This is a genomic window from Nitrospinota bacterium, from assembly GCA_016235255.1.
Lineage (GTDB): Bacteria > Nitrospinota_A > UBA7883 > UBA7883 > JACRLM01 > JACRLM01.
In genome coordinates this window covers 1-25,085 of the sequence record JACRLM010000079.1, presented here as the reverse complement: position 1 = coordinate 25,085, position 25,085 = coordinate 1, and the positions used below count along the sequence as shown (strand labels likewise).

20 protein-coding genes are annotated in these 25,085 nt (G+C 57.5%); 8 read left to right on the top strand and 12 right to left on the bottom strand.

Annotation, left to right across the window (positions count from 1 at the left end; all coding sequences use genetic code 11):
* The first annotated feature begins 31 nt into the window (after positions 1-31).
* Positions 32-349 (top strand): iron-sulfur cluster assembly accessory protein, encoded by a 318-nt coding sequence (locus HZB29_10475; GenBank protein MBI5816016.1) that lies wholly within the window; start codon positions 32-34, stop codon positions 347-349.
* On the opposite strand, the gene HZB29_10470 is transcribed toward HZB29_10475, so the two are convergent.
* Together HZB29_10470 and HZB29_10465 are read right to left on the bottom strand one after the other, a co-directional pair.
* Positions 346-3,117, bottom strand: coding sequence for a bacteriohemerythrin (locus tag HZB29_10470; protein ID MBI5816015.1), 2,772 nt, complete (start codon positions 3,115-3,117; stop codon positions 346-348). The genes HZB29_10475 and HZB29_10470 overlap by 4 nt on opposite strands.
* 120 nt (positions 3,118-3,237) lie before the next feature.
* Positions 3,238-4,563: a carbohydrate porin gene (locus tag HZB29_10465; protein ID MBI5816014.1), complete on the bottom strand. Its 1,326-nt coding sequence runs from the start codon at positions 4,561-4,563 to the stop codon at positions 3,238-3,240.
* A 97-nt stretch (positions 4,564-4,660) separates the two neighbouring features.
* Here HZB29_10465 and HZB29_10460 point away from each other — a divergent pair, with 97 nt between their 5' ends.
* Both HZB29_10460 and HZB29_10455 read left to right on the top strand, forming a co-directional pair.
* Complete coding sequence (locus HZB29_10460) at positions 4,661-5,113, top strand: cbb3-type cytochrome c oxidase subunit I (protein MBI5816013.1); 453 nt, start codon at positions 4,661-4,663, stop codon at positions 5,111-5,113.
* Between the two features lie 3 nt (positions 5,114-5,116).
* Positions 5,117-5,800 carry a hypothetical protein gene (locus HZB29_10455; protein MBI5816012.1) on the top strand — a complete coding sequence of 228 codons (684 nt, stop codon included), beginning with the start codon at positions 5,117-5,119 and terminating at the stop codon, positions 5,798-5,800.
* Here HZB29_10455 and HZB29_10450 read toward each other — a convergent pair.
* Genes HZB29_10450 through HZB29_10435 form a run of 4 tightly spaced genes read right to left on the bottom strand, consistent with a single transcriptional unit; the run spans position 5,784 to position 9,920 of the window.
* Positions 5,784-7,616, bottom strand: a complete 1,833-nt coding sequence (locus HZB29_10450; protein MBI5816011.1) for a response regulator — start codon at positions 7,614-7,616, stop codon at positions 5,784-5,786. The two genes, HZB29_10455 and HZB29_10450, sit on opposite strands and share 17 nt — an antisense overlap.
* Positions 7,616-8,065, bottom strand: coding sequence for a response regulator (locus tag HZB29_10445; protein MBI5816010.1), 450 nt, complete (start codon positions 8,063-8,065; stop codon positions 7,616-7,618). Before HZB29_10445 ends, HZB29_10450 begins: the two co-directional genes overlap by 1 nt.
* 1 nt (position 8,066) lies before the next feature.
* Entirely contained in the window at positions 8,067-9,209 is a 1,143-nt protein-coding gene (locus HZB29_10440) for a PAS domain S-box protein (GenBank protein ID MBI5816009.1), read from the bottom strand.
* Complete coding sequence (locus HZB29_10435; GenBank protein MBI5816008.1) at positions 9,210-9,920, bottom strand: PAS domain S-box protein; 711 nt, start codon at positions 9,918-9,920, stop codon at positions 9,210-9,212.
* Between the two features lie 242 nt (positions 9,921-10,162).
* Here HZB29_10435 and ileS point away from each other — a divergent pair, with 242 nt between their 5' ends.
* Genes ileS through HZB29_10415 form a run of 4 tightly spaced genes read left to right on the top strand, consistent with a single transcriptional unit; the run spans position 10,163 to position 18,076 of the window.
* Positions 10,163-12,949, top strand: coding sequence for an isoleucine--tRNA ligase (gene ileS / locus HZB29_10430; GenBank protein MBI5816007.1), 2,787 nt, complete (start codon positions 10,163-10,165; stop codon positions 12,947-12,949).
* Positions 12,950-12,957: 8 nt separating this feature from the next.
* Complete coding sequence (lspA, locus tag HZB29_10425; GenBank protein ID MBI5816006.1) at positions 12,958-13,485, top strand: signal peptidase II; 528 nt, start codon at positions 12,958-12,960, stop codon at positions 13,483-13,485.
* A gap of 29 nt (positions 13,486-13,514) precedes the next feature.
* A complete protein-coding gene (locus HZB29_10420) occupies positions 13,515-16,748 on the top strand; it encodes an N-6 DNA methylase (protein MBI5816005.1) in 3,234 nt (1,077 codons plus the stop codon).
* A gap of 41 nt (positions 16,749-16,789) precedes the next feature.
* The gene (locus HZB29_10415; protein ID MBI5816004.1) at positions 16,790-18,076 is read left to right on the top strand and encodes a (Fe-S)-binding protein; all 1,287 of its coding nucleotides are present in this window, start codon (positions 16,790-16,792) and stop codon (positions 18,074-18,076) included.
* Here HZB29_10415 and HZB29_10410 read toward each other — a convergent pair.
* The 6 genes from HZB29_10410 to HZB29_10385 all read right to left on the bottom strand — a co-directional run bounded on the left by HZB29_10410 (position 18,025) and on the right by HZB29_10385 (position 23,489).
* Positions 18,025-19,059, bottom strand: coding sequence for a VWA domain-containing protein (locus tag HZB29_10410; protein MBI5816003.1), 1,035 nt, complete (start codon positions 19,057-19,059; stop codon positions 18,025-18,027). The genes HZB29_10415 and HZB29_10410 overlap by 52 nt on opposite strands.
* A complete protein-coding gene (locus tag HZB29_10405; GenBank protein MBI5816002.1) occupies positions 19,056-20,033 on the bottom strand; it encodes a VWA domain-containing protein in 978 nt (325 codons plus the stop codon). The genes HZB29_10410 and HZB29_10405 overlap by 4 nt, the downstream gene beginning before the upstream one ends.
* Positions 20,030-20,953 (bottom strand): hypothetical protein, encoded by a 924-nt coding sequence (locus tag HZB29_10400; protein MBI5816001.1) that lies wholly within the window; start codon positions 20,951-20,953, stop codon positions 20,030-20,032. Before HZB29_10400 ends, HZB29_10405 begins: the two co-directional genes overlap by 4 nt.
* Entirely contained in the window at positions 20,950-21,852 is a 903-nt protein-coding gene (locus HZB29_10395) for a DUF58 domain-containing protein (GenBank protein ID MBI5816000.1), read from the bottom strand. The genes HZB29_10400 and HZB29_10395 overlap by 4 nt, the downstream gene beginning before the upstream one ends.
* A complete protein-coding gene (locus tag HZB29_10390) occupies positions 21,849-22,835 on the bottom strand; it encodes a MoxR family ATPase (protein ID MBI5815999.1) in 987 nt (328 codons plus the stop codon). The genes HZB29_10395 and HZB29_10390 overlap by 4 nt, the downstream gene beginning before the upstream one ends.
* A 138-nt stretch (positions 22,836-22,973) precedes the next feature.
* Entirely contained in the window at positions 22,974-23,489 is a 516-nt protein-coding gene (locus tag HZB29_10385) for an EF-hand domain-containing protein (GenBank protein MBI5815998.1), read from the bottom strand.
* Positions 23,490-24,355: 866 nt separating this feature from the next.
* Between HZB29_10385 and HZB29_10380 the strand changes: the two genes are divergently transcribed.
* Complete coding sequence (locus tag HZB29_10380) at positions 24,356-24,970, top strand: hypothetical protein (protein MBI5815997.1); 615 nt, start codon at positions 24,356-24,358, stop codon at positions 24,968-24,970.
* Positions 24,971-25,085: the final 115 nt, after the last annotated feature.

Sequence of the window (25,085 nt, the reverse complement as noted above, 5' to 3'; positions counted from 1 at the left end):
GCGGCGTCGCCAAATATAAGGAGTTGTTTAAATGATCACTGTGAGCCAGAAAGCCGCCGAACAGATACTCAAAGTCCAGACCGAATCGGGCGCCGCCGGTAAAAACCTGCGGATCGCCATCGCCGGAAGCGGATGCGGCGGGCCCCAATACCAGTTGGGTTTTGACACTCAAGGCGAGGGGGACGCGCGGTTCGACTCCAACGGCATATCGGTGCTTGTGGACCCCAACTCCCTGACGCAACTGACCGGATCGGAAATAGACTTCGCGGACGGGGCCTATGGCCCTTCGTTCGTCGTCAACAATCCCAACGCCCCCAAAAGCTGCGGCTGCGGCAAGTCCGGCTGCTAGAACGAGGAGAAATCGTCGTCGTCCAGTGAGATGACCTTCTTCGCGCCAGAGTTCCTTGGCGCGGCGAGGGCGGCCCCTTCGTTCTTTGCGATAAAGTCGCCGTATTTCCTGTCGTCCCGCTGGATATGGTTGTTCAGCCAGTTGCGCAGGAATCCCAGCAGCTTGAGAATGCTGGGGGTGCGCCCCTCGGCGTAGTCCCCATACAGCCTGGTCACGTCGTTGAGCAGGTCGGTGTGTAACTTCTTGTGCGCCGTGTATTCAGGGAATTTCACCTTCTGGAGCAACTCTTCCTCGTCGGACAGGTGCGTCTTGGCGTATTCGAGCAGGGAGCCTAGCGTCTCGCCGACAAGCTTTGTGTCGCCGGAATGCTCATGGTCGTAAAGCGTGTTCAATATGTGGATAAGCCGCTTGTGCTGCTCGTCCATCTCGAACACGCCGGTGGCGTATATGGCAGGATCCCACTTTATCCTCTGGCTGGATGCGGCGGAAGGCGCGGTGAAGGGCCTGGGCGCCTCTTTTTTGGCGGATTCCGCCTTTTGCGCATGCAAGGCCGCCCTGGCGGCGGGTTCGGGCGCGGCGGCCAGCGCCTTGGGCGCCATTGATCCGTTTTCATACAGCTTGAAGCGCGACAGCATGTTCTTGAGCCGCACGGCCTGGTTGGAAAGCTCCATGGCCGAAGAAGCGGTCCCCTCGGCGATGGAGCTTGTGCGCTGGGTCACCTTGTCTATCTCGCCAAGGCCGCGGTTCACCTCGCTGATCCCCTGCGCCTGGCGGTTGGACGATTCGGCTATGTCCCCCACGAGGCTGGTCACCTTGGTCACCTCGGCGACGATAAGCTCCAGGGCCGCCGCGGTGTTGTCGGCTATCTCGGCGCCGTTCTTGGTCTTGGTGACGGAACCTTCAATAAGCTCCGCCGTCTCCTTGGCCGCCTGGGCGCTGCGGGCGGCCAGGTTTCGCACCTCTTCGGCCACCACGGCAAAACCCTTGCCGTGCTTGCCGGCCCGGGCCGCCTCCACCGCCGCGTTGAGCGCAAGCAGGTTGGTCTGGAACGCGATCTCGTCTATCACCTTGATGATCTTGAATATGTTCTGGCTGGACTGGTTTATCTCCGCCATGGCGGCCACCATGTCCTTCATCCGGGAGTTGCCTTCCTGCGCCGCCCCCAGCGAGTGATGCGCCAGCTTGTTGGCCTGGGAGGCGTTGTCCGCGTTCTTCCCGGTCTGAGAGGCGATATGCTCCAGCGAGCTTGTTATCTGCACCAGCGCCGAGGCCTGCTGCGAGGCGCCCTGCGAGAGCGCCTGGCTCGATTCGGACAGCTTGGCCGACCCGGAGGCGATATGGTCCCCCCCCATGTTTATCTGGACCATCAGGTTGTTCAGGTCCTCCACCGTCCTTTTCACGGCGCCCATGATGGCGTCCTTCTGGTCCTTGGGCATCGCCTCGAAGGTCAAATCCCCCTCCGCCAGGTGCTCTAACGCCGCCACCACCTCATACTGCAGGTTGTCCGCGAAATCGTCCATCGCCTTGGACATCTGCCCTATTTCGTCCGACCGGCCAAGGTTGAGCCGCTCTTCCAGGTGCCCCTTGCCCATTTCCTGGATCATGTGCACCACCTGCCCCATGGGAAGGGTGATCGAGCGGGTCACTATCACCGTCGGGATTATGCCCACCATCAGCGCCATCACGATAAGCACGGAAGAGGCGGTGTTCGCCTCGGTGAACAACGTGTCCGCCTTGCCCCCAAGCTGTTTCATCCCGGCCATGGTCAGCCCGCGCATAGTGGCCACCACGCCGGACATCTTCGCCGTCTCCCGCTCCACCTCCGCCGTCTGCTTTACAAGCTGGACAAGGAGCTGCTTATATTGGTCGGCCCCCTTTATCGAACCGGCCTGCGGCATGAACCGGCTCAATTCATCGGCCATCTCCTCCACATTGGAAAGTTTCTTATGCACGTCGAACTGGGCTTTGGCCGTCTCCACCTGCCGAAGCCTTATAAGAGCGCCGGAGCCCCCCTTTTCGTCGGAAAGGGACGACGCGATCTCATCGGACAAAAGGTCGCTTTTCATATGGGCGTCATACATGGCGGTGTACGCCTTCACCATGCTGCCAAAGCTCTTTTCGTAGCTGGAGGTGGACTCTCTCATCTTGTCCACTATGGCAAGCTCCTCTGGCCCCGCGTGGGAATCCGCCTGTATGTTCTTAAAGTCGGCCCCGAACTCCTCCACGATGGACTTTATCTGCGACACCTGCTTGTCCGCGTAGCCCTTGCTCTTAAAGCCGTACAGCAGGAAGTTGCTTTGCGCCAGGTTTAGTTTGTTGACCATGTTGTTTAAGCCGAGGAAGCTTTTGTCCAGCGCGGAAACCGACGTCAGCCTGCTGATATACAGATATCCGGTCACCCCCAGTATCAGCGCCAGGATCACAAGGCTCCCATGGCTGTTGTACAGCTTCAAGCTTATGCTCGTTTTCTTGGCCGCCGCGCCGAAGGAGACCACCAGCGGAGCCACGATGAGCACCATCACCGCCACGATCACTATCCAGAAGGCCGCGGAGAACGACGGCTTGCCCGAAACGTCCACCCCGGCCGCCTCCTCGCTTTTCTGCTTTTCCAGCCAGTTGGCGGAAAGGGTCTTAACGGTGTCGTCATCCGCCAGCGTGGCCAGGACCGCCGGGTTTTTGGGCGTGTAAGCGGCTTCTTCGGCGGCATAAACGAAAGTGGGCCATGAAATGGCGATAGTCAATAGCGCTGCGGATATTAACCTGGTCACAATCCCCCCGTAGATAAAGACTCGGTTTGAAGAAAAGCTAACTGGATACGGCGTACTTAGGCGTACAATTTACTTTAAATAGCCCCAAATTGCAACCGGCGAACCGATAAAAAACAGGCCTTAAAAATCAATCCTCGCGCGCGCTCCGGCCACCGTCATGTCCCTGTCTTTGGGTTGGGGCAGCATGGAGTGGAACTGGACGTCAAAAGAAACGGACACCATGGGGTTCACCTTCACATTATAGTAAGCTTCGACAACGCCCTGCCCCCCTTCGTAAGGTTGCGCTGGCGTGTCGTTAAGCTCCAGTTTGGCGTATCCGAGCCCGAAAAGGTCGTCCACCCTCCCCCACATCCCTCCGGTGAGCGTCAGCCCCCCCGAATACATCGCGGTCACCCTGTTTTCCCGCACATCCTTGGCCTGGGCGGACCAGCGGAAAAAAAAGCCGACGTTGTCGGTGATGAACTGGTCGAAGTTAAATCCGTACACCAGGCCGCTTTTTTCATTGCCGGCGGCGTCGTGGTACACCCGGCCATCATGCGCCGCGTAAAACCTGTAATTCCCCTCCAGGTTGAAAAGGCCCGGCCGCAACGTGAACTGGAACACGGAAAACGGCGAACTTTCCAGCCCGTCAAGCCCGGAATGGGCGTAAATCACCTGCGCTTCCGCCCATTGCGACAGGGAGGCGAGCGCCCTGGCCCCCACGGTGTTGTTGTAATCGAGCGCCCGGCCAACAGTGCCGGCGGCCCGGTTCAGCGCGCCGGAAAGAAAACCGGTGTTCTCGTTCCCGGCCAGGATATTCTCGTCGTACAGGGAATGTATGTCCAGCTTCCCCAGGTTCACCGCCAGCTTCCTTTCAAGGAAAAGCCCCTCGAAAAACGCCTGGGTGAGGGCCACCTGCTCGGCCCCGCCCCTCCCCTCGGTGCGGCGCGCTCCGTAATCGGGCATGATGTCCGTGGCGAACTTGCCGTTGCCCCCCAGCCCCGAGTCCGCGGTGAGGCTGGTTATAAGATAATAATTGTCATCCTGATGGTAAATCATTTCCATGGCGGCGCTGTATGAAGAGCCGGTCCTCTCGCTGGAGGCCCGCCCCCCGCCCGCCGACGTCCCCTGCACAACGCCGGTCACGCCCCCGGCGAACTCCATCCCCTTCCATATCCTGTCAACGGACTCTTCGGCCGGCTCCCCGGCGTCCCCTTCATCGTCCATCTCCATCGCGGGCGGCGCGTCCATCTCTCTTTCCTGGGGCTGGCGCGGCTGGCCGTTGTCTTTTTCCCGGGTAAGGTCGTCGATAAGTTTTTCCAGTTCCCGGCGGCGCTCCGATTCCTGGCGCAGGTCATCCCGGAGGCTTTCGATCTGGCTTTCCACCCCCGCGCTTTTCTTTTCGGCGGCGCCGGCGTTTGTGGACAGTATGACCAGGGCCACCGCCGCGGCGGCGAATAATCTCACAGGATTTGCCTCCATATGCCAAAAATCATATGTACCGGACCGGCTTTAAGAATAAAATGAAAACCAGCCATTAACAAGCTTTAAGACGGATCATATAATGTTCGGACTTGCGCGCCGCTATGTGAAGACGGCGCTTTTGTTTTTCCTGTGCGGCCTGGCCCTTGGAGGCTGGACGCTCGCCTCCCAACTGGCCGGGTGGGCGGTAAATCCCGTTATAATCTCGGCCCACACCCATCTTACCCTGTTCGGCTTTGTCATCATGCTCATCATGGGGGTGGCCTACTGGATGTTCCCCCGCCCCGCCAGGGAGGACCTGCGCTACAGCCCGCGCATTGCGGAGATAAATTACTGGCTGATCACCATCGGCACCGCCATGCGCGCCGCCGGCGAGCTTTCTATGGCGGTCTGGCCCTCCGGCCACTTTTGGGCGCCTGTGGCGGCGGGGGGAGCCTTGCAGATCGGTTCGGGCGTATTGTTCTGCTGGAACATCTGGTCGCGCATCCGCGCGGTTGGGAGCCAGGCGCGGGAAGCTTCCGGAGAGAGGTTCTAGCTCATGGGCGGACACTGCGAAAAACATCCAGCGGCCCCGGAGGGTGATAATCCCGGAAGGAGCCGCGCCATATTCGCCCCGTACATCCCCGCCGGGGTTATCCCGGCGGCGCAATTAAAAGAGCTGGCGCGCGTTATGGAGCAAGAGGGCGCAACCAACGTCAAACTCACCGGCGAGATCGTGTTCGTGTGGGACACGCCCCGCCATCCGGCCAATCTGGAGGAAAAGACAGGCGCGAAGAGCAACACGTTCCGGTTCGCCGGGGTGCGCCCGGTGAAAATGTGTTCCGCCGAAACCTTCTGCGAGCGGTTCGTCCGCCCCGTGCTGGGGCTTGCGCTGGAGATAGACAGACGCTTCAGGGGCGAAACGCTCCCCGCCAAGCTTTCCATAGGCGTGGCCGGATGCGCCCGCTCGTGCAGCGAACCCGCCACAAAGGATATCGGGGTGACCGGCCATCCGGACGGCTACGAGATAAAGGTGGGAGGCGCGGCGGGGCTAAAGCCCAAGGTTGGGGTGCGGCTTGCCATAATGGAGTCCGAAGAGGACGTGCTGGCGGTCATCGGCCGGATCATATCGTTTGCCCGGGAGCGCGGAGGCTCGCACGCGCGTCTTTGGAAACTGATCGAGCAGACCGGATTCGAGGAGTTTTCGCGGATAGTGACGGGGGAGGCTAGAACACGCCGATAAGCCGCTGCAGGCGGGGAATCATCTCCGTGCGCCGGGCCGGCTTGGTCACAAAATCGTCCGCCCCCAGCGACAAGGCCCTGTCCATATGCGTCTGCCCGGCCCCGGTGAGGGTGATGATGGGGATGTCTCTGTATTCCGGGTTTTCCTTGAGCAGGCGGATAAGCTCGAAGCCGTCCATCCTGGGCATCATCAGGTCCGTCACCACGATGTGCGGCCTGGCGGTCTTGATCTTTTCAAGCGCTTCCTCGCCGTCCGCCGCCTGGATCACTTCAAGGCCGCTGGTTGTAAGCATGTCCGCCATGATCTGCCGGACCAGCCCTTCGTCCTCCACCAGCATCACCCTGGGCTTTATGTCCGGAAGCAAGGCGTGGAACACAGCCCCCATCCCCTTTTCCGACTCCACGGAAAGCCATCCGCCGTGGGCCAGCATTATGTCCCTGGAAAGGGGAAGCCCAAGCCCGGTGCCCACCTCTCCGGCGGTGCCGATGGTGGAGGTCTTGTCCTCATAGTTGAATATACGCTTGGCCGTCACAGGGTCTATCCCTTCGCCAGTGTCGGAAACCGCCACCGTGGAAGGCTCCCCGGCGGGGATGAAAAGCTTTATGGTGTCCCCGGCGGAACAGAATTTCACCGCATTGGACGCCAGGTTCTCCAGCACTTCCTGGAACAGGGTCATGTCGGCGAAAAGCCGCGTCCCAGCAGGAACTTCGTTGACCACTTTTATCTGCTTGACCTTGGCGGCGTTCTCGTAAATGGCCACAATGGCCCCCGCCATCTCCGATCCGTCGAAGAACCTGGGCCTGGGCTTTAGTTTCCCCGTCTTCAGGCGGCTTATGTTGAGCAGTTCCTCTATAAGATTCACCATTTTCTCGAGGGACTTGGTCGAAGTCTCCAGGATGTTCTTCGTGTCGGCGTCCAGGGTTTGGCCGCGGCTGGTCCTCACAAGGTTAAGAAGCGACATCACGGAGGAAAGGGGGCTACGCAGGTCGTGCGAGACGAGAGACACAAACTTGTCCTTAAGCTTGGTGGCCTCCTCGGCCGCCTCCTTGGCCTTGCGCAGTTCCATCTCCGCGCTCTTGCGCTCGGTTATGTCCCTGGAGGTGGCGACAAAGTGGGTTATCCTGCCGGAGGCGTCCTTGATCGGCGTGATCATGGACTCGCAGCAATATATGTCTCCGCTTTTCTTTTTGTTGTACACTTCGCCCCGGAAGGCCGATCCGGACATTATAGAGCCCCACAGCCCGGCGTAGAACAGATTGTCGTGCACGCCGGACTTGAGCATGCGGGGGTTCTGCCCCGCCACCTCGCCAAGCGAGTAGCCTGTGAGCAATTCAAAGGAAGGGTTGACATACTCTATCGCGCCGTTGACGTCGGTTATCATGACGCTGTCGGCCGCCTGCTCCACCACCCGCGACAGCTTGCGGACCGCGTCCTCCGCCTTCCGCCTTTCCACCACCTTGGAGATCGTCTCAGGGAGGACGGCAAGGTACCTTCTTTCCGGGTCCTTTATCAGGTAGTCGTAGGCCCCCATCTTCATGGCTGTGACGGCCACCCCCTCGTCCCCGGAGCCGGTGACGAACAACACCGGCGTGTCCTTCACCTTGCGCAGGATGTCAAGCCCAGTGCCGTCGCCTAGCATATAGTCGAGCATCACCACGTCGAAGACGCGCTCGCTTATCCTCTCCATCGCCTCGGCAAGGGACCCGGCCATCACCAGGTCGTATGGCAGCCCCTTTTCACGCACCAGCCTTTCGATGGCCATGCGGTCTATTTTATCGTCGTCCACCAGAAGGACGCGCAGTTTCTCCTCGCCCATCAGGCCCCGCCTCCATTGTCAGGCAGCAGGGAAAGGCTCCAGTACAGCTTTATCGTTTTCACGGCTTCCACGAATTTGTCGAATTCCACGGGCTTAATAATATACCCGGCAACGCTTAAATTGTAGGAATTTACCCTGTCATTTTCCTCCTTGGAGGTGGTGAGCACTATCACGGGAATCCTTTTGAGGTCTTCGTCCGCCTTGACCACCTTCAGGAACTCTATTCCGTTCATCACCGGCATGTTCAGGTCCAGCAGGATTATGCCGGGCCGGGGGGCGGCCTCCGGGTTGTTGAACTGCCCTTCCCGGCGCAAGAAAGCCAGCGCCTCCTCGCCGTTCCCGGCGATGTACAGCGGATTGGTGATCCTGTTCTCCTTGAAGGCCCTTTTCACGGTCTTAACGTCCACAACGTCGTCCTCAACGAGCAGAATGGGCAGATCGTGAACCATTTTATCTCTCCTCTAATCTCGCCGTTGTTTCCTGTTCGGACTCTTGAGCCAGGGCGTCCTGTTTAGGGATGGTGAAAATGAACTCGCTCCCCTCGCCCACCACGGATTGTACCCATATTTTGCCGCCATTGGTCTCAATTATCTTTTTCACAAGCGTAAGCCCGATCCCGGTGGACTCCACCTCGTCCCGGGGCTTGAGGCTCTGGAATATCTTGAATATCCGGTCAAAATGTTTTTCCTCTATCCCCACGCCGTCGTCCTTGACGTGGAATTCCCACTTCTCCCCGCCGTCCTGGCAACTCACCGTCACTTGCCCCCGGGGCTTTCCGATGTGCTTTATGGCGTTGCTTATCAGATTCTGGAACACCTGCTCCAGATGCGTCTTGTCATAGACGACGGGAGGCAGAGCCCCATCCACCGTCACAGCCACGTCCTTTGGCGGGGCCAGCGAGTCTATCACCACCCGGACGATCTTCATCGTGTCCTGCTCCCCTTTCTCCGGCTTGAGCCTGCCTACGCGGGAGTAGCGCAGGATCCCCTCGATCAGGTTGTTCATACGCCGGGTCCTGGCAAGCAGGAGCGCCAGGTTTTCGCGGCCGTCCTCGTCTATCACATCGGAGTAATCCTTGACGATCCATTCCGCCAGGGAGCTGATGGCGCGAAGCGGCGCCTTAAGGTCGTGGGAGACGATGTAGGCGAAGTCCTTGAGCTCCTCGTTGGCCCGGTTAAGCTCCGATATAAGGTATTCGCGCTGCTCCTCGGCCTTCTTGCGGTCGGTCAAATCAACAAACATCCCGAGGCTTTGCAGCACCCGGCCGGTCTCCTTTTGCACCTTGGAGGGTATCGCCTCCACTTGCACCGGGACCTTCTCCCCGGAGGCATTGCGCAGGTTTATCTCGTAAGAGCCTCCTTCCCCGCGTCTCCTGGCCTTTATCTGGTTGGCGTAAACGGCGGCGTTTTCTTCGTCCACGAAAGACGGGTCGAAAATGGAGCGCCCCACGATCTCCGGCCTTTCGCGGCCAAGGATCTGGCACATTTTCGCGTTCACATTTTCGGTGACGATCCTCACCCCTATCTGCTTGTGCCAATTGTGGCAGGGGTCGAACCTGTCCTCCCTCTCGTCTATCGGGAAAAAGTTTATCACCTAGGCCCCCACAGGGGCGTTTTCTATAAGGTTCCTGCTGTATTCGGACAGTTCCCGCAAACGGTAAAGGTGGTCCTCTTTTTCCCATTCCGCCTTTTTTCTTTCCGTGATGTCCAGCTTTACCGCCACGAAATTGGTGACCTCACCCTCCGGGTTTTTCACGGGGGATATCCGCACGTCCTCATAGAAAAAGGTCCCGTCCTTTTTGCGGCTGATGATCTCCCCTTTCCAGACTTTGCCGCTTTTGATGGTGCTCCACATGTCCTTGTAGAATTCCGGGCCGTGCTCGCCGCTTTTCAATATCCTCGGATTTTGCCCGATGGCCTCTGCCTGCGTATATCCGGTCAGCCGCTCGAAGGCCGGGTTGACGTACTGGATACTTCCACTGGTATCGGTTATAACGATGGCCTCCGCCCCCTGTTCGATGGCGGTGGCAAAACGGGTGACCCGCTCGTTGGCTGTCTTCAGCTCGCCGAGGAACGATTCAAACGGCTTGTAAAATCCCAGATAAAGGACTGGAAACGCCACCAGCGTCAGGGCCGTGGCGTCCAGCGCCGTTTCGATCCCCGGCTCGAAGGGGGGGAGCATGGAAAAAGCGATCATTATCGCAGCTTCCGCGATGAAGATGGCCCCCGCCACCACCATGAGCAGCCGCCCGGGGCTTGGGTATCCCGTCTGCGAAGGTTCGAGCGTAAGTTCGCTTATTTTCATGAGCCGTCACATAATAAAAGAGTAAGACTCGCGCCCTTGACAGGGCTCAAGCCGGATGATACTTTTTGATTTTTATGTAATTATATACGATACAGGGCTTTCCCTGATATTAAATAGTTTTGGGAGGCCATTTGCCGCTCGGCGGGGTGTTCTTCACCCCGCCGTATTTGCAACGGAAGGCCCTTTTTGATTTAACGGCGTTTTTCATCCCCACAGGGGGATGGGCGCCCAACGGAGTAAAAATGGATTACAAGGATACTTTGAATCTTCCCGTCACAGATTTCCCCATGAAGGCGAACCTCGCCGTCAAGGAGCTGGAAATTCTGGACAGATGGAAGGAAATGGACCTTTACGGCATGATCCGCGGCAATCGCGCAGGGGCGCCCCGCTTCATCCTGCACGACGGCCCCCCATACGCCAACGGGAACATCCATAGCGGCCACGCGCTAAACAAGATACTAAAGGACATCATAGTGAAGGCCAAGACCATGGCCGGGATGGACGCCCCTTATGTGCCGGGGTGGGACTGCCATGGGCTTCCCATCGAGCATATGGTGGACAAGCAGCTTGGCAAGGCCAAGCTTGGCATGACGCCGCTCGAAGTACGGGCCAAATGCCGCGAATACGCCGCCAAATACGTGGACATCCAGCGGGAGGAATTCAAGCGGCTGGGCGTGTTGGGGGACTGGGAAAGGCCGTACCTGACCATGAATCCCGAATACGAGGCGGCCACCGTGCGCGAACTGGCCAAATTCGCCGCCAACGGCGGGCTTTACCGGGGTTTCAAGCCGGTCCACTGGTGCCCCTCATGCCGCACGGCGCTGGCGGAGGCGGAGGTGGAATACGCGGACAAGACTTCGCCATCGGTCTATGTGAAGTTCAAGCTTGACGGAGAGGACGCGGAAAAACTTGGGCTGCCGGCCGGCTCCACCTTCGTGGTCATATGGACCACCACGCCGTGGACCATTCCGGCCAACCTGGCCGTGTGCCTGCATCCTGATTTCACATACAGGGCGGTCAAAACCGGGGGGGACACCCTGATAATCGCCGAGGACCTGGTGGAACCGTGCATGAAAGCGTTCGGCGTGGAGAGCCATTCGACGGTGAAAACCTTTAAAGGCTCCGAGATGGACAGGATGACGGCGCGCCATCCGTTCCTGGACAAGGACTCGCTGGTGATAAACGGGACGCACGTGACGCTCGAACAGGGGACAGGCTGCGTCCACACCGCCCCCGGCCACGGTCAGGAGGACTATTTTATAGGGCTTGAGTATGGGCTGGAAGTTTACAACCCGGTGGACGAAGCGGGAAAATTCAAGGCGGACACGCCGTTCTTCGCCGGCCAGAAGGTGTGGGACGCCAATGCGAGCGTGACGACCCTTCTCACCGAAAAAGGGGCGCTGTTAAAGCAGGAAAAGCTGAGTCACTCGTATCCCCACTGCTGGCGGTGCCACAACCCGGTGATTTTCCGGGCCACGGCGCAATGGTTCATATCCATGGAGACCAACGGGCTGCGCGCCAAGTCCCTGTCGGCGGTGAGGAACGTCAAATGGGTCCCCGCATGGGGCGAGGAGAGGATATACGGGATGGTGGAAAACCGGCCGGACTGGTGCCTTTCGCGCCAGCGGGCCTGGGGCGTGCCGATAATAGCGTTCTATTGCGCCGAATGCGGCGAAGCGCTGCTCACGCCGGAAGTGGCGGACCATGTGGCGGGGCTCATGGAAAAGGAGGGGGTGGACATATGGTTTGAACGGCCTGCCGCCGACCTTCTCCCCAAAGGCTCAAAATGCGGCAAATGCGGCCATGGCGCATTCACCCAGGGCAAGGACATACTCGACGTGTGGTTTGACTCCGGGGTCTCCCACGCCATCGTGATGGAAAAGGACAAGCGGCTCACCTGGCCTGCCGACCTTTACCTGGAGGGGAGCGACCAGCACAGGGGATGGTTCCACTCCTCCCTGCTCGAATCGGTGGGAACTCGCGGAGCCGCGCCATACAGGCAGGTGCTCACCCACGGATATGTGGTGGACGGGGCGGGGAAAAAGATGAGCAAATCGTTGGGCAACACCATCGCCCCCCAGACCGTGATAGACAGGTACGGCGCGGAGATAGTGCGGCTTTGGGTGGCCAGCGAGGACTACCGGGACGACATCCGCCTGTCCAACGACATCCTGACACGGCTGACCGAAGCGTACCGCAAGATACGCAACACCATCAGGTTCATGCTCGGCAACGTTTCGGATTTCGACCCGGCGGGGAATTTCGTCCCGTTGAAGGACCGGGACGGGCTCGACCGGGTGATCATCTTCAAGTTCCGCAAAATGGCCCGCCGGGTGATGGAGGCGTATGAACGGTACGAGTTCCACGTGTTCTACCACGCGATGCACAACTTCTGCGTGTCGGACTTAAGCGCGTTCTATCTGGACATCATCAAGGACAGGATTTACACCTATCCGAAGGGCTCGAAGGAACGGCGCGCGGCGCAGTCCACCCTTTGGGAGCTTCTGGAGGGGATGCTGCCGCTGATGGCGCCGGTGCTATCATTCACCGCCGAGGAGGCGTGGACATACATGCCCGGAGGCGCGGCCAAAAAGAACGCAAGCGTCCACCTGGGACGTTTCCCCGAAACGCAGACAGACGATGGCGCCGAGGCGCTTATCACCGAGTGGGACAGGATCATCGCCATACGCGGGGAGGTGACCCGCGCCCTGGAATCGGCCCGCAAGGAAAAGCTCATCGGCCACTCGCTGGACGCGAAGCTGGAGCTTTCGATGTTCTCCGCGGACAGGGAGCTTATGGAAAGGCACAGGGCGGACCTTCCGTTCATCTTCATTGTCTCGCAGGCGGCGCTCACGGACAATCCTTCGCCGGAGAACCAGTTTCGAAGCGAGGCGGTTCCGGGGCTTGCGGTGTCGGTGGCCAAGGCCGACGGGGTGAAATGCGAACGGTGCTGGAACTATAGCGTGGGCGTGGGCAAGTCCGCCGGACATCCCACGGTATGCCCCCGCTGCGCGGCGCACCTGGCGTAAGGGGCGCCATGGACCAAAAGATGGTTTCCCGCTTCGGCGGGCCTGTGTTCGCAATCGCGATGGCGGCGATACTGGTGGTGATGGACCTTGTCACCAAGCTTTACATAGAGAACAACTTCTCCCACGGCACGGTCAGGCAGGTCATCCCCGGCCTGTTCAACATCGTGTACGTGAAGAACAAGGGGGCGGCCTTCGGGATGCTCGGGCATGTGGAGGGGGACTGGGTCTCCTACGCCTTCACCACCATCGCCATCATCGCAATCGTTGTTATCATCGTCCTTTACCGCACCCTGCCGGCGGACGACACCGTTTCGAGGATAGGTTTCACGCTGGTGGGCGCCGGGGCGCTGGGCAACCTTATAGACAGGTTCCGCACCGGCTCCGTCACCGATTTTCTGCTGGTGTACATAGGGCAATACCAATGGCCGGCGTTCAACGTGGCCGACTCATGCATCACGATAGGGGTGATTCTGCTGGCCTTCCAGATGCTGATGAAGCGCGAGAATGCAGCGGTGGACGGCGCTGGAGAATCATAGGTTTTTGTCTATGCTATAATCACCAAAACATGAATGAAAAAACCATTTCGGCGTATCTGGAAGCGCTGGAAAAAGAACACACCAAAGGGCATGACACGGAGCATACCCACCGTCCTGCCTTCAAAAACCTTTTTGAATCACTTTGCGAGGGTTTGACCGCCACCAACGAGCCAAAAAGGATAGCTTGCGGAGCGCCCGATTTCATTGTTTCACAAGGGAATGTCCCAATAGGCTACATCGAAACGAAAGACATTGGCCTCTCGCTGGATCAGGTTGAAAAGTCTGACCAGCTAAAACGTTACCGGGAGGCGTTGCAAAACCTCATCCTCACCAACTACCTCGAATTCCGCCTCTACATTGGCGGAGAACTGAAACTCGAAGCCCGTCTTGCACGGGAAGTGAACGGCAAATTTAAGCCCATCAAGGAAGGGGGAAACGACCTTGGCTTGCTGCTGCAATCGTTTATGGCGGCCAAACCGCCGGAGATAAACAACTCCCATGAACTGGCCGATAAAATGGCTCGTCTCGCCCGCCTCATCCGCGAGATCATCACAAAAGCCCTGGACAAAGAAAGCGAAAGAGGCTCGCTCCATCAACAGATGGATGGATTCAGGGAGGTATTGCTGCATGACCTGACCGAAGCGCAGTTCGCCGACATGTATGCCCAGACCATCTGCTATGGCCTCTTCACCGCCCGTTGTTATCACAAGCAAGGTGATCGCTTCACTCGCCGCCACGCCCCGCACGAGTTGCCAAAAACAAATCCCTTCCTGCGAAAGCTCTTTTCGCACGTCGCGGGCGTGGAGTTGGATGATCGTGTGGCCTGGGCCGTTGACGACCTCGCGGAACTATTGGATCGGGCGCAAATCAACGCCATCCTGCGCGATTTTGGCCGCAGAACCCGGCAGGAAGACCCGGTAATCCACTTCTATGAATCATTCCTCGCCGCCTACGATCCGAGGATGCGGGAGGCGCGGGGGGTTTATTACACCCCGGAGCCGGTGGTCAGCTATATAGTCCGAAGCGTGGATCACCTGCTAAAAGAGGAATTCGGCTTAACTAAGGGGTTGGCCGATGAAAGCACGGTCAGGATACAAGGCGACGATGGGAAGGATCACACCGTCCACAAGGTCCAGATACTCGATCCCGCCACGGGAACAGGAACATTCTTAAAAGAAGTCATATCCCATATCCATGAAAGTTTCGCCCGGCACAAGGGAGCGTGGCCCGGCTACGTGGCCGACCACCTCTTGCCACGAATGTACGGTTTCGAGTTATTGATGGCCCCATACGCTGTAGCTCATATGAAGGTAGGGTTGCAACTGCTGGACAGCGGCTACGACTTCGCCAAAGACCAGCGGCTTCAGATTTATCTCACCAACTCGCTGGAAGAACAACAGCCAAGACAGATTGTGGCCCCATTCACCCAATGGCTGACCGAGGAAGCGCTGGCCGCCAACCGGGTGAAGAAGGAAGCGCCGGTAATGGTGGTTTTGGGCAACCCGCCGTATTCGGGCCACTCGGCCAATATCGGGGAATGGATAGCCGATCTGCTAAAAGGCAAAGACAGCCTTAGCGGTAAAAAAACAGGCAACTACTTTGAGGTGGACGGCGCGCCGTTGGGCGAGAGAAATCCCAAATGGCTAAATGACGATTATGTGAAGTTTATCCGTTTCGCGCAGTGGCGCATTGAGCGCACAGGTCATGGAGTGCTGGCGTTCATCACAAACCACGGCTATCTGGACAATCCCACATTCCGGGGAATGCGCCAAAGCCTGATGGACACGTTTGACGACATTTACATCCTAGACCTGCATGGAAACGCGAAGAAAAAAGAGACCGCGCCGGATGGCGGCAAGGACGAAAACGTTTTTGACATCCAGCAGGGGGTGGCGATAGGTATTTTTGTCAAAAAGGGCGGTGTTGTAAAGAAGCTCGCCAACGTTCACCACGCCGAGTTATGGGGATTGCGCGAGGTATTCAGCGGCAAAGGGGACGATAAAAAGCTGGCCAGCGGCAAATATCATTGGCTCTATGCCCACGAGATCAAAAACACAAAATGGAAGACGTTAAAACCATCCACACCGTTTTATCTTTTTATACCCCATGACACACGGAAAAGAAAAGAGTATGAGGTTGGATGGAAGGTTAATGACATTTTCCCGGTGAACAGCGTTGGGGTGGTCACTGCGCGTGACGACCTGACTATCGCATGGAGCTCGGAAGAAATTTATCGAAGGACGAAGAAATTCATTTCCTTGCCGCCGGAAGAGGCCAGGCTCAAGTATGACTTGGGGCCGGATGCGCGGGATTGGAAAGTTGAACTTGCGCAGGACGACTTAAATAAATCAGGGATATCAAAAGATAAAATCACTCCCGTCCTTTATCGTCCCTTTGATGTCCGCTATACATACTATACTGGCAGGTCGCGCGGGTTTATTTGCATGCCGCGCCCTGAAGTGATGCGCCATATGATGGCGGGTGAGAATTTAGGGGTATCAACAACTCGTTCAACAGAGATCGTCGGAGGGTGGGAACACATATTTTGTACGCGGGATATAGTGCAACACCATACAGTCTCGCTCAAAGAAGTGAATTATCTCTTCCCCCTCTATCTCTATCCCAACAAAGCCACTAACGGCGACATGTTTAAGAACGGCCTTGCCAAACATACTAACCTCGCGCCGGAGTTTATCGAAGAATTCGGACAAAAACTATACTTGAAATTCATCCCTGATGGCGTTGGCGACCTGAAAAAGACCTTCGGGCCGGAGGATGTTTTTCACTACATCTACGCCATCTTCCACTCGCCCGAATACCGGAAACGTTACGCGGAATTCCTTAAAATGGACTTTCCCCGCGTGCCGCTCACCGGAAACGTGAAACTTTTCCGGAAACTTTGCGATCTCGGCGCGAAGTTGACGGCTTTTCATCTGCTTGAAGACACTCCCCGAACTTTCACCACCTTCCCGGAAACCGGATCAAACGAAGTTGAAGCGGTACGCTACGACGATAATAAGCCCGGTAAGGTCTGGATAAATAAAGTACAGTATTTTGAAAACATCCCAAGTGAAGTTTGGGAGTTTCAGATCGGCGGTTATCAGGTCATGCAAAAGTGGCTGAAAGACCGCAAAGGCCGCTCCCTCGCCTATGACGATATACAGCATTATTGCTCTATAGCCGCCGCGCTAAAAGAGACCATTCGCTTGATGGCGGAAGTGGACGACATCATTAATGGTAACGGCGGCTGGCCCATCCAATAACGGCGCCTGAGTTTATCCCTCCTGAATGCTAAAATAAAAAGATGAAGTACGATTTCCTTGAATCGGTCCGGGGCGAGATCGAAAAGTGCACCAAATGCGCCACATGCCAGGCCGGATGCCCCACTTACGAGGCGACCAATTCCGAGACCCTGGTTGCCAGAGGCAAAATACGCCTTGCGCAGGGGGCGCTAAACGGGGAGATGGAGCTTACCCCACGGGTCGCCAACGATTTTTCCCAGTGCCTTTCGTGCATGAACTGCCTGTCCGCATGCCCATCTGGGGTGGACACGATGAAGATATTCTCCGCCATGCGGGCCGAAATCCGCGAAAAAAGCGGCGGCGGCCCCGTTTCAAACTTCATATTCAAATACCTGCTGGCCTACCCATGGCGGCTTAACATACTGGCCAAGTTTGTGGGGATCAGCTCGATTTTTTACAAGGCGGCCCCCAGATGGCTTGCCAGATTCTTCCCTTACTCCCCCGGCGGAGTCAAAAGGGTCACTCCCGATTTCCTTAAGGCGAACCTTCGAGAAAGGGTTTTGGCCGCCAACTGTCCGAACCCGGCTCCGGCGGGCAAATTGAAACGGGTCGCCTTTTTCAGCGGATGCATGACGGACCTTGCGTTCCCGGAAGTGGGGGTGAAGGTGATCGAAGGGCTGAAAAAGGCCGGGGTGGAGGTGGTGTTCCCCAAGGAGCAGGTGTGCTGCGGCGCCCCCGCATATTACAACGGCGACTTGAAGACCACCAAGGAACTTGCGCGCAGGAACATCGAGGTGTTCACGGCGCTGGACGCCGACGCAATCGTATATTCGTGCGCCACATGCGGATCGGTGTTCGGCGAGGTGTACCGGGAACTGTTCCCAAACGATCCGAAGGTGGAAGCGCTTTGCGAAAAAATCGTGGACTACCAGAAGCTCCTGGTGGAACTTTCGGTGGAGACCATGTTGTCCGGCGCGGAGAAGGCCTCGCGTAAACTAAAGGTGACGTATCACGATCCTTGCCACCTGCGGCGCGGGATGGGGGTGTGGAAAGAGCCGCGCAAGCTTATCAAGAGCCTGCCAAACGTGGAGTTCGTGGAGATGGAAGGGGCGGACAGGTGCTGTGGAGGCTCGGGGACGTTCGGGCTGAAGTTTTACGAAATGTCCGTGGACTTCGGCAAATTCAAGGCCGAGGCGATTAAAAAAAGCGGGGCGGACGCGGTGGTGACGGCGTGCCCTTCATGCCAGCTTGCGCTGGCCGACGCGCTTAACAGGGCTGGACTCTCCATCCCGGTCCTTCACACCGCCGATCTGGTGGACACGGCCCTTTCCCGCAAGGACAATCTGTAGAACACCAGGTAATCGGCCACCAGCATCAATAGCGCCGCCAGAGCGAATGGCTGATATCGCTCCTCGTACTCCGTGAATTCCTGCGAGGTGATGTCGGTCTTGTCCATGCTTTTAAGCGCCTTGATGAGCGGATCCATGTCCAGGCTGTCCCCTTCGGTGGCGTAGAAGGCGCCGTCCGTGGAATCGGCGATGGAACGCAGCGTGCGCGAGTCCAGCCTGGATATAACGGTGGCTCCCCCGTCGCCTGTCTTGTAGCCTGTGACGTTTCCCTCGCTGTCCACCTCCGGCACCGGCGCGCCGGTCTGGCTCCCTATGCCGACAGTGAACACTTTCACCCCCGCCTTGGCCGCCTCTGATATGGCCTCGTCCACCCCCCCCTCCAGGTCTTCCCCGTCGGTGACGATTATGGCCGCCCGGGTCTTTGCCTTACTTTTGGCCAGCGCCTCCACCGCCCCATGCACAGCCGCACCCACGGCCGTGCCGGGAACGGGGATGGAGCTTGTGTCCAGGCTGTCCAAAAACATTTTCAACGCGGCTGTGTCGGTGGTCAGCGGGCATTCCACAAAGCTTTTCCCGGCGAAGGCGATAAGCCCCATCCTGTTCCCCTCCAGCGCCGAGGCGAGCCTTGATATCTCAAGCTTGGCCCGTTCGATCCTGCTCGGCTTTATGTCCCGCGCCGCCATGCTTTTTGAAACGTCCAGCGCGATCACCATGTCTATGCCCGACCTTGTGATCTGCACCGGTTTCACCCCGTATTGCGGCCGGGCCAGCGCCACGATGAGCAAGGCGCAGGCGATAATCAGGAATCCTGCGCGGGCCTTTTTCGCCCCCAAAACCTTCTGCGGCGCAAGTCTTGCCAGCATTTCGGGGGAGACGAACCTGCCCATCGCCTCAAATCCCCGTTTCACCCCCCATAACGACAGCCCCAGCGCCAATGGAAGCGCCGCCGCCGCCCACCACCATTCCGGGCTGTGGAACCTCATGGCACAATCCTCCACCTGGTGGCGGGGAGTATCATCTCCGCCATTAACAGCATAAGCGCGGGGACGGCAAGGTACATGAACCAGTCCGTATGCCGCACATAAGCGCGCACCTTGATATCGGTCTTCTCCATCTTGTCTATCCGCCTGTATATCTCCGCCAATCCGGTCTCGTCCTCCGCCCGGAAATAGGTGCCGCCGGTGATCTGGGCGATCTGGCCCAAAAGCTTCTCGTCTATCTCCGTGCGCACCGGGGCGATCCGGGCGCCGAACCTGGGGTCGTTGACCATCTGGTTATACACTCCCTCCTTCCCGGCGCCGATGGTGTACACTTTCACCCCGGCGGCGGCGGCCACTTTCGCGGCGGTGAGCGGGTCTATGGAACCACGGTTGTTCATCCCGTCGGTGAGAAGGATGATTATCCTGCTTTTGGCGCCGGATGTTTTCAGCCTGTTGGCGGCGGTGACTATCGCCATGCCGATTGCGGTGCCGTCCTCCACAAGGCCGATGTTGGAGCTTTCAAGAAAGCTTCGCAGCACAGGATAGTCCAGCGTCAGCGGGCATTGGGTGAATCCATGCGCGGCGAATACCACTAGCCCGATGCGGTCGTTTGTCCTGCCGGCGATGAAATCACCTATCACCTTCTTGGACGCGTCCAGCCGGGTGGGCTTTAAGTCCGACGCGGACATGGACGACGATATGTCCAGCGCCAGCATGATATCTATCCCCTTGGAGACTATCTCTTCCTCCCGGTATCCTGTCTGGGGCCTGGCGACGGCGATTATTATCAGCGCCACCGCCGCAAACCGCAGGTAAAACGGGATGTGCGCCGCCCATTGTTTTTTATGGGAGGCCAGACGCGTCACCGCGCCTGTGTCCGGGAAAATCACCCCGTGAGGACGCGCCGTAAAATGGGCGCGCCACCATAATGGAAGCGCGGCAAGCATAAGCAGGAACCACGGATCGGCCAGTCTCATTCAGCTATCTCCAGGCCCCGCCGGGTGACGGAAATGAACTGCAACGCAAGGCCCACAGCGTCATCCGCCTGCTGCCTTGTGGACTCTGTCTTGGTGAACTTCACGATATCGCACAGCGAAAGGATTTCCAGAAGGCGCGCGTGGGCGTCCTGCGCGGCGATCTCCGGCGGGAACTCCCGTTCTATCTCGAACGTCGTGCGTTCAAGCGCCTTCACGCCGAACCGGCGCTCCACATACTCCCTGATGATCGCGGAGACGCGGAAGAAATGCTCCTTGGCCGCCCCTTTGCCGAAAAGGTCCTCCTGCGAAAGGGCAATGAGCGCGCGCCATGCCGCATCGTCCGGCTCAAGGATTATTCCCTTGGGCTTTATCTCCACAACCGGCCTTTTCTTGCGGCGTTTGAGCCATCGCCAGATAAAAAATATGGCCACCGCCACAGCCAGCGTCACAAGAAGCGGGACAATGTAAGTCTCCCACTGGACGGGGCGGTCAACAGGCTTTAGACCCGCGACAATCCGTTCCACATCCTCCTCCTTCGGATCAAGGGATGCGACGGTGAAATCCACCGGACCGGCTGTTCGCGTTTCAGCGGAGCCGTCCGGCTTTTTGACAATGTATTCCATTTCGCCGGTGGTGGAAGGCCCGGTGGCGTATGGGATGAACGAAACGATCAGCCGCTGGCTAAAATTTCCTTTATCGTCTTTCCGTGGCGCCCCGGCATTGACGCTCAGCAAGCTCAACTCCTTTGGAAGCGTCACTTTGTCCCCGAAGACCGCCTTTTCGCCCGGTTTTAAATCCACCGTCAAGACAAGCCTGGTCACCGAGCCGAATTTTGGACTTTGCGGATCAATGGCAATACTGTCCGCGAAAGCTGGAGCGGCAAACGCGAGGGCGGCCGCGAGCAAGAAGACGAATCTCATCCGAACCTCCGCTTGCGCTCCCTGGCCTTGAAAAACTTCACAAGCGGCCCTATGAAATCCTTGTCCGCCCCCACCGATATCTGGTCCACCTTGGCGGCGGCGAACATTTTTGCCAGCCGGCCGGCTTCGTCCCGGCGGGACTTCTCGTACTTTTCGCTCAAAACCGCGTCCGACGTGTCCAATATCACCGTCTCGCCGGTCTCCGCGTCCTCCAGGGCGATAAGCCCAACGTCCTCCAGCTTCTCCTCCCTCGGATCCGTCACCCGCACCGCAACAAGGTCGTGCTTGCGCGAGGTGGCCTTCAGCTCCCGCGAAAAATCGGGCGCCGCAAAGTCGGACACGATGAACGCGATAGTCCTTTTGCATGTGACGCGGTTAAGATATTTTAACGCCCCGGCGATGTCCGTCCCCTTCCCCTTCGGCTTGAAAAACAGGATGTCGCGAATCATCCGCAGGGCGTGGCTGCGCCCCTTTCTCGGGGCGACGTACAGCTCCACCTCGTTTGTGAAGGCGATTAGCCCCACCTTGTCGCTGTTGCGGAGGGCGGAAAAGGCCAGCGTGGCGCAAAGCTCGGCGGCTGTCTCCGCCTTGAACTTTGATTTAGACCCGAAATGGCCGGAGGCGGAAAGGTCGGCGATGAGCATCAATGTCAGTTCCCGCTCCTCCCGGAAGGTCTTCACGAAAGGGGACCCGGCGCGGGCGGTGACGTTCCAGTCCATAGTGCGGATATCGTCCCCCGGCTGGTATGGGCGCGACTCGGCGAACTCCATCCCCATCCCCTTGAATATGGAATGGTACTCGCCGGAGAGGATGGAGGTGACCGCCTTGCGGGCGCTTATTTCGATCTGCCGGATTTTCTTTAAGATGTCCGAAGCGCCGCTTTCCCTTTCATCGTTCAAGGCACTTCCACCGTGTCGAATATCTTCGCGATCATATCTTCCGGGGTGACGTTCTCCGCGTCCGCCTCGTAGCTTGGGATCACGCGGTGGCGAAGCACGTCGGGCCCGGCCTTCTTTATGTCGTCGGGCAAAACGTATCCCCTGTGCGCGAGGAAAGCATGGGCCTTGGCGATCCTGGTCAGGTAGATGGAGGCGCGCGGCGAGGCGCCGTATTCGATAAGGTTGCCGATGTTCAGGCCGAAATCGCCCGGCCTGCGCGTGGCGGACACGATATTGATGATGTACTGGATCAGCTTTTCGTCTATGTACACCCCGTCCACGGCGCGGCGCGCGGCGCGAAGCTCGTCCCAGGTGAGGACCGGCTTTACCTGCGGGGCAATCCCGGAGGTGTTGCGCTTTACTATCTCCATTTCGTCGGCGGGCGCCGGATAGTCCACGATGAGCTTTAGCATGAACCTGTCCACCTGCGCCTCGGGGAGCGGATAGGTCCCCTCCTGCTCTATCGGGTTTTGCGTGGCCAGCACTATGAAAGGCTCCGGCAGGCGGAACGTCTCCGAACCTATGGTCACCTGCCGCTCCTGCATCGCCTCCAGCAACGCGCTTTGCACCTTGGCCGGGGCGCGGTTTATCTCGTCGGCCAGGATTATATTCGTGAACAGCGGCCCCTTGCGGGTGGTGAACACCGCCTCTTTGGCGTTATATATCTCCGCCCCGGTAAGGTCGGCCGGCAGCAAATCCGGGGTGAACTGGATGCGCCGGAAGCTTAAAGAGACCGCCTGGGCCATGGTGTGGATGGACAAGGTCTTTGCCAATCCCGGCACACCTTCCAGCAGTATATGCCCGTCGCACAATAGCGCGGTGAGCATCCCCTCAATCATTTTGCGCTGCCCCACGATCACCTGCCCCACCTCGGCGTACAGCCTTTCCACGAAACCGGACTTTTGCTTGACCATCTCGTTGACGGCCTGTATGTCCACGCTCACTTTTCAAACCCTCATAAACAGTGTCGAAGGGAGAATTATAAGACAGCGGAAGGGATTTGGGGGAGTTGATGTTGGAGGCGGGCAAATGGTAGGGGCGGGTTTAAAACCCGCCCTGTGGCCATCGGCCACAGTCATAAATCAGGCGTAGGCGTTGAATTTAGTCCCGGCGGGGGCCGTTGAATATTGCCCGGCCTGGCTGGCCTGGCCCGATTTTAAGGATTGAGGACTGTACGCAAGCTTGTCGGGCGGCATGGTCTGCGGCCTGTTGTTTGCGGTGGCGTATGCCTGGTTCTGTTGCGGCGGCGGGGCGCTTTCCGGATTCGGCGGCGGATTGTTCCCCGCCCTCCCTTCGGCGCGCATCCTGTCCAGTTCCTTCATCATGCCATCAACGAAGTCCTGTTTGGACACTTTCCCCGTCTTCTGGGGATCGAGCTTTTTATATACCGCGTCCGCCCCTTCCGCTTTTAAACGCGAGGGGACTTTCATGATGGAAAAAATGGAATCGAACTGGGACTTATCAACGCTTCCGGTATTGTTGGCGTCCGCCTTCTGGAACGCCTGTTCAAGCCTGTTCATCATGGCATCCCGCTGCCCCGGGCCATAAATGGCCTGGGCCATGAACCCGCCAGTTACGCTTGAAATCAGGTTATTCAAACCGTTATTCCTTTAAATACATACAGTTCGCCATCAAGGGCATACCCGTCCACAGGGCGATGTTTACTTTATCGGAAGGAAGTGGGAAAAGTTGAGCTGGAGGGGGAGATATGTGGGATGCGTAGGGGCACGGCTCGCAGTGCCCTTTTGAAGCTTCCCCGTGGTCGCCGACCACGGATTCTTCCTTTAGCGTCGGCTCCACCGCCCGGTCGCGCCACGTCGGCAATTGCCGCCAAGATGGCGGCGCTACTAATTCTCGGGATCGCCAGGCTCCAGCCTGGCTCTTGCAACCGGCACGGTGTCGTTTAGGGGCGACCCGGTGGAATGCCCGGCCACGGTTCCTTCAAAGCTTCCCCGTGGTCGCCGACCACGGATTCTTCCTTTAGCGTCGGCTCCACCGCTCGGTCGCGCCACGTCGGCAATTGCCGCCAAGATGGATGCGCTACTAATTCTCGGGATCGCCAGGCTCCAGCCTGGCTCTTGCAATCGGTACGGTGGCATTTAGGGGCGACCCGGTGGAATGCCCGGCCATGGTTCCTTCAAAGCTTCCCCGTGGTCGCCGACCACGGATTCTTCAATTTGCGGGAAAACAGGCATGTTTAGGTAATGCTCTGTTTTTACAAGCGTTTAACCATCAGCTTTACGCCTTTCGATGGCGTTATGCTGATATGCGGAAGGATGGCACACGCTCCCGAAGAAAGTACCCGCCCGGAACCCCAAACGAGCAAGTCAGATTATTTTATATTTTTATTAAATTCCATATTGACAACATTTAAATACGCATTATATAGTTATGCAGTTTTCAGAGGGAATTATTACGAATTTCCAAACCGGAGCAGCATCGCGCCTGGCAATCGGGAGGGGACATGAAAAATCTTAAAAGTTTCACACAGTTGTTTCTCGTTACAGCGCTCACTATTTTCCTTGGAACATCCACCTCATTTGCAGATAAAAAAAAGAATGAAACCAAACAAGATGTCACTTTGGATGAAATAAAAACCCAAATTACTGATTTAGCTAAAAAGTTGGGCATTGTTCAGGAATCGCTCCAGACCTGCCAGGCTCCTGAATTCTCATTTGAGGATGTAATCTCCCCTCAAGCTACATTGATGGCAAAGACAAATCTTGTTAATGAGGATTTGGATATATCGATTGGCTATCCAAGCGCTAATGTTCCAACAACCAGTCATGAAACTGACAACAAAATGATGGAAATATGCATTAACGTTCTAAAAGATGAATACAAATGCTGCAAACGGGATAAAACCATTGAGGAAGGTAAAATAGATCATGTATTCAAGGACAATTGTGATTGTTTGCTGAAAAAATATGGTGAAAAAATACCCATGGCCGATTGGTCATTAAAGTCCAATGACGAACTCATGAAAATAATTGAAAGCAGCTATAAAAATTACAAAAGACTAAAAAACCGTATTTCCTCTAACCGCCACTCCAGAGGAAAGTGTCCTAAACTTAGTTGAAACGAAGGTATGACCTCACCTGCTACCATGTTTTTGAACGAAAACAACGGAAAGCAAGGAGGTCACATGAAAAGAGTAAACGGTAACGGGAAAACTGGCAAGGGAAGAATGGATT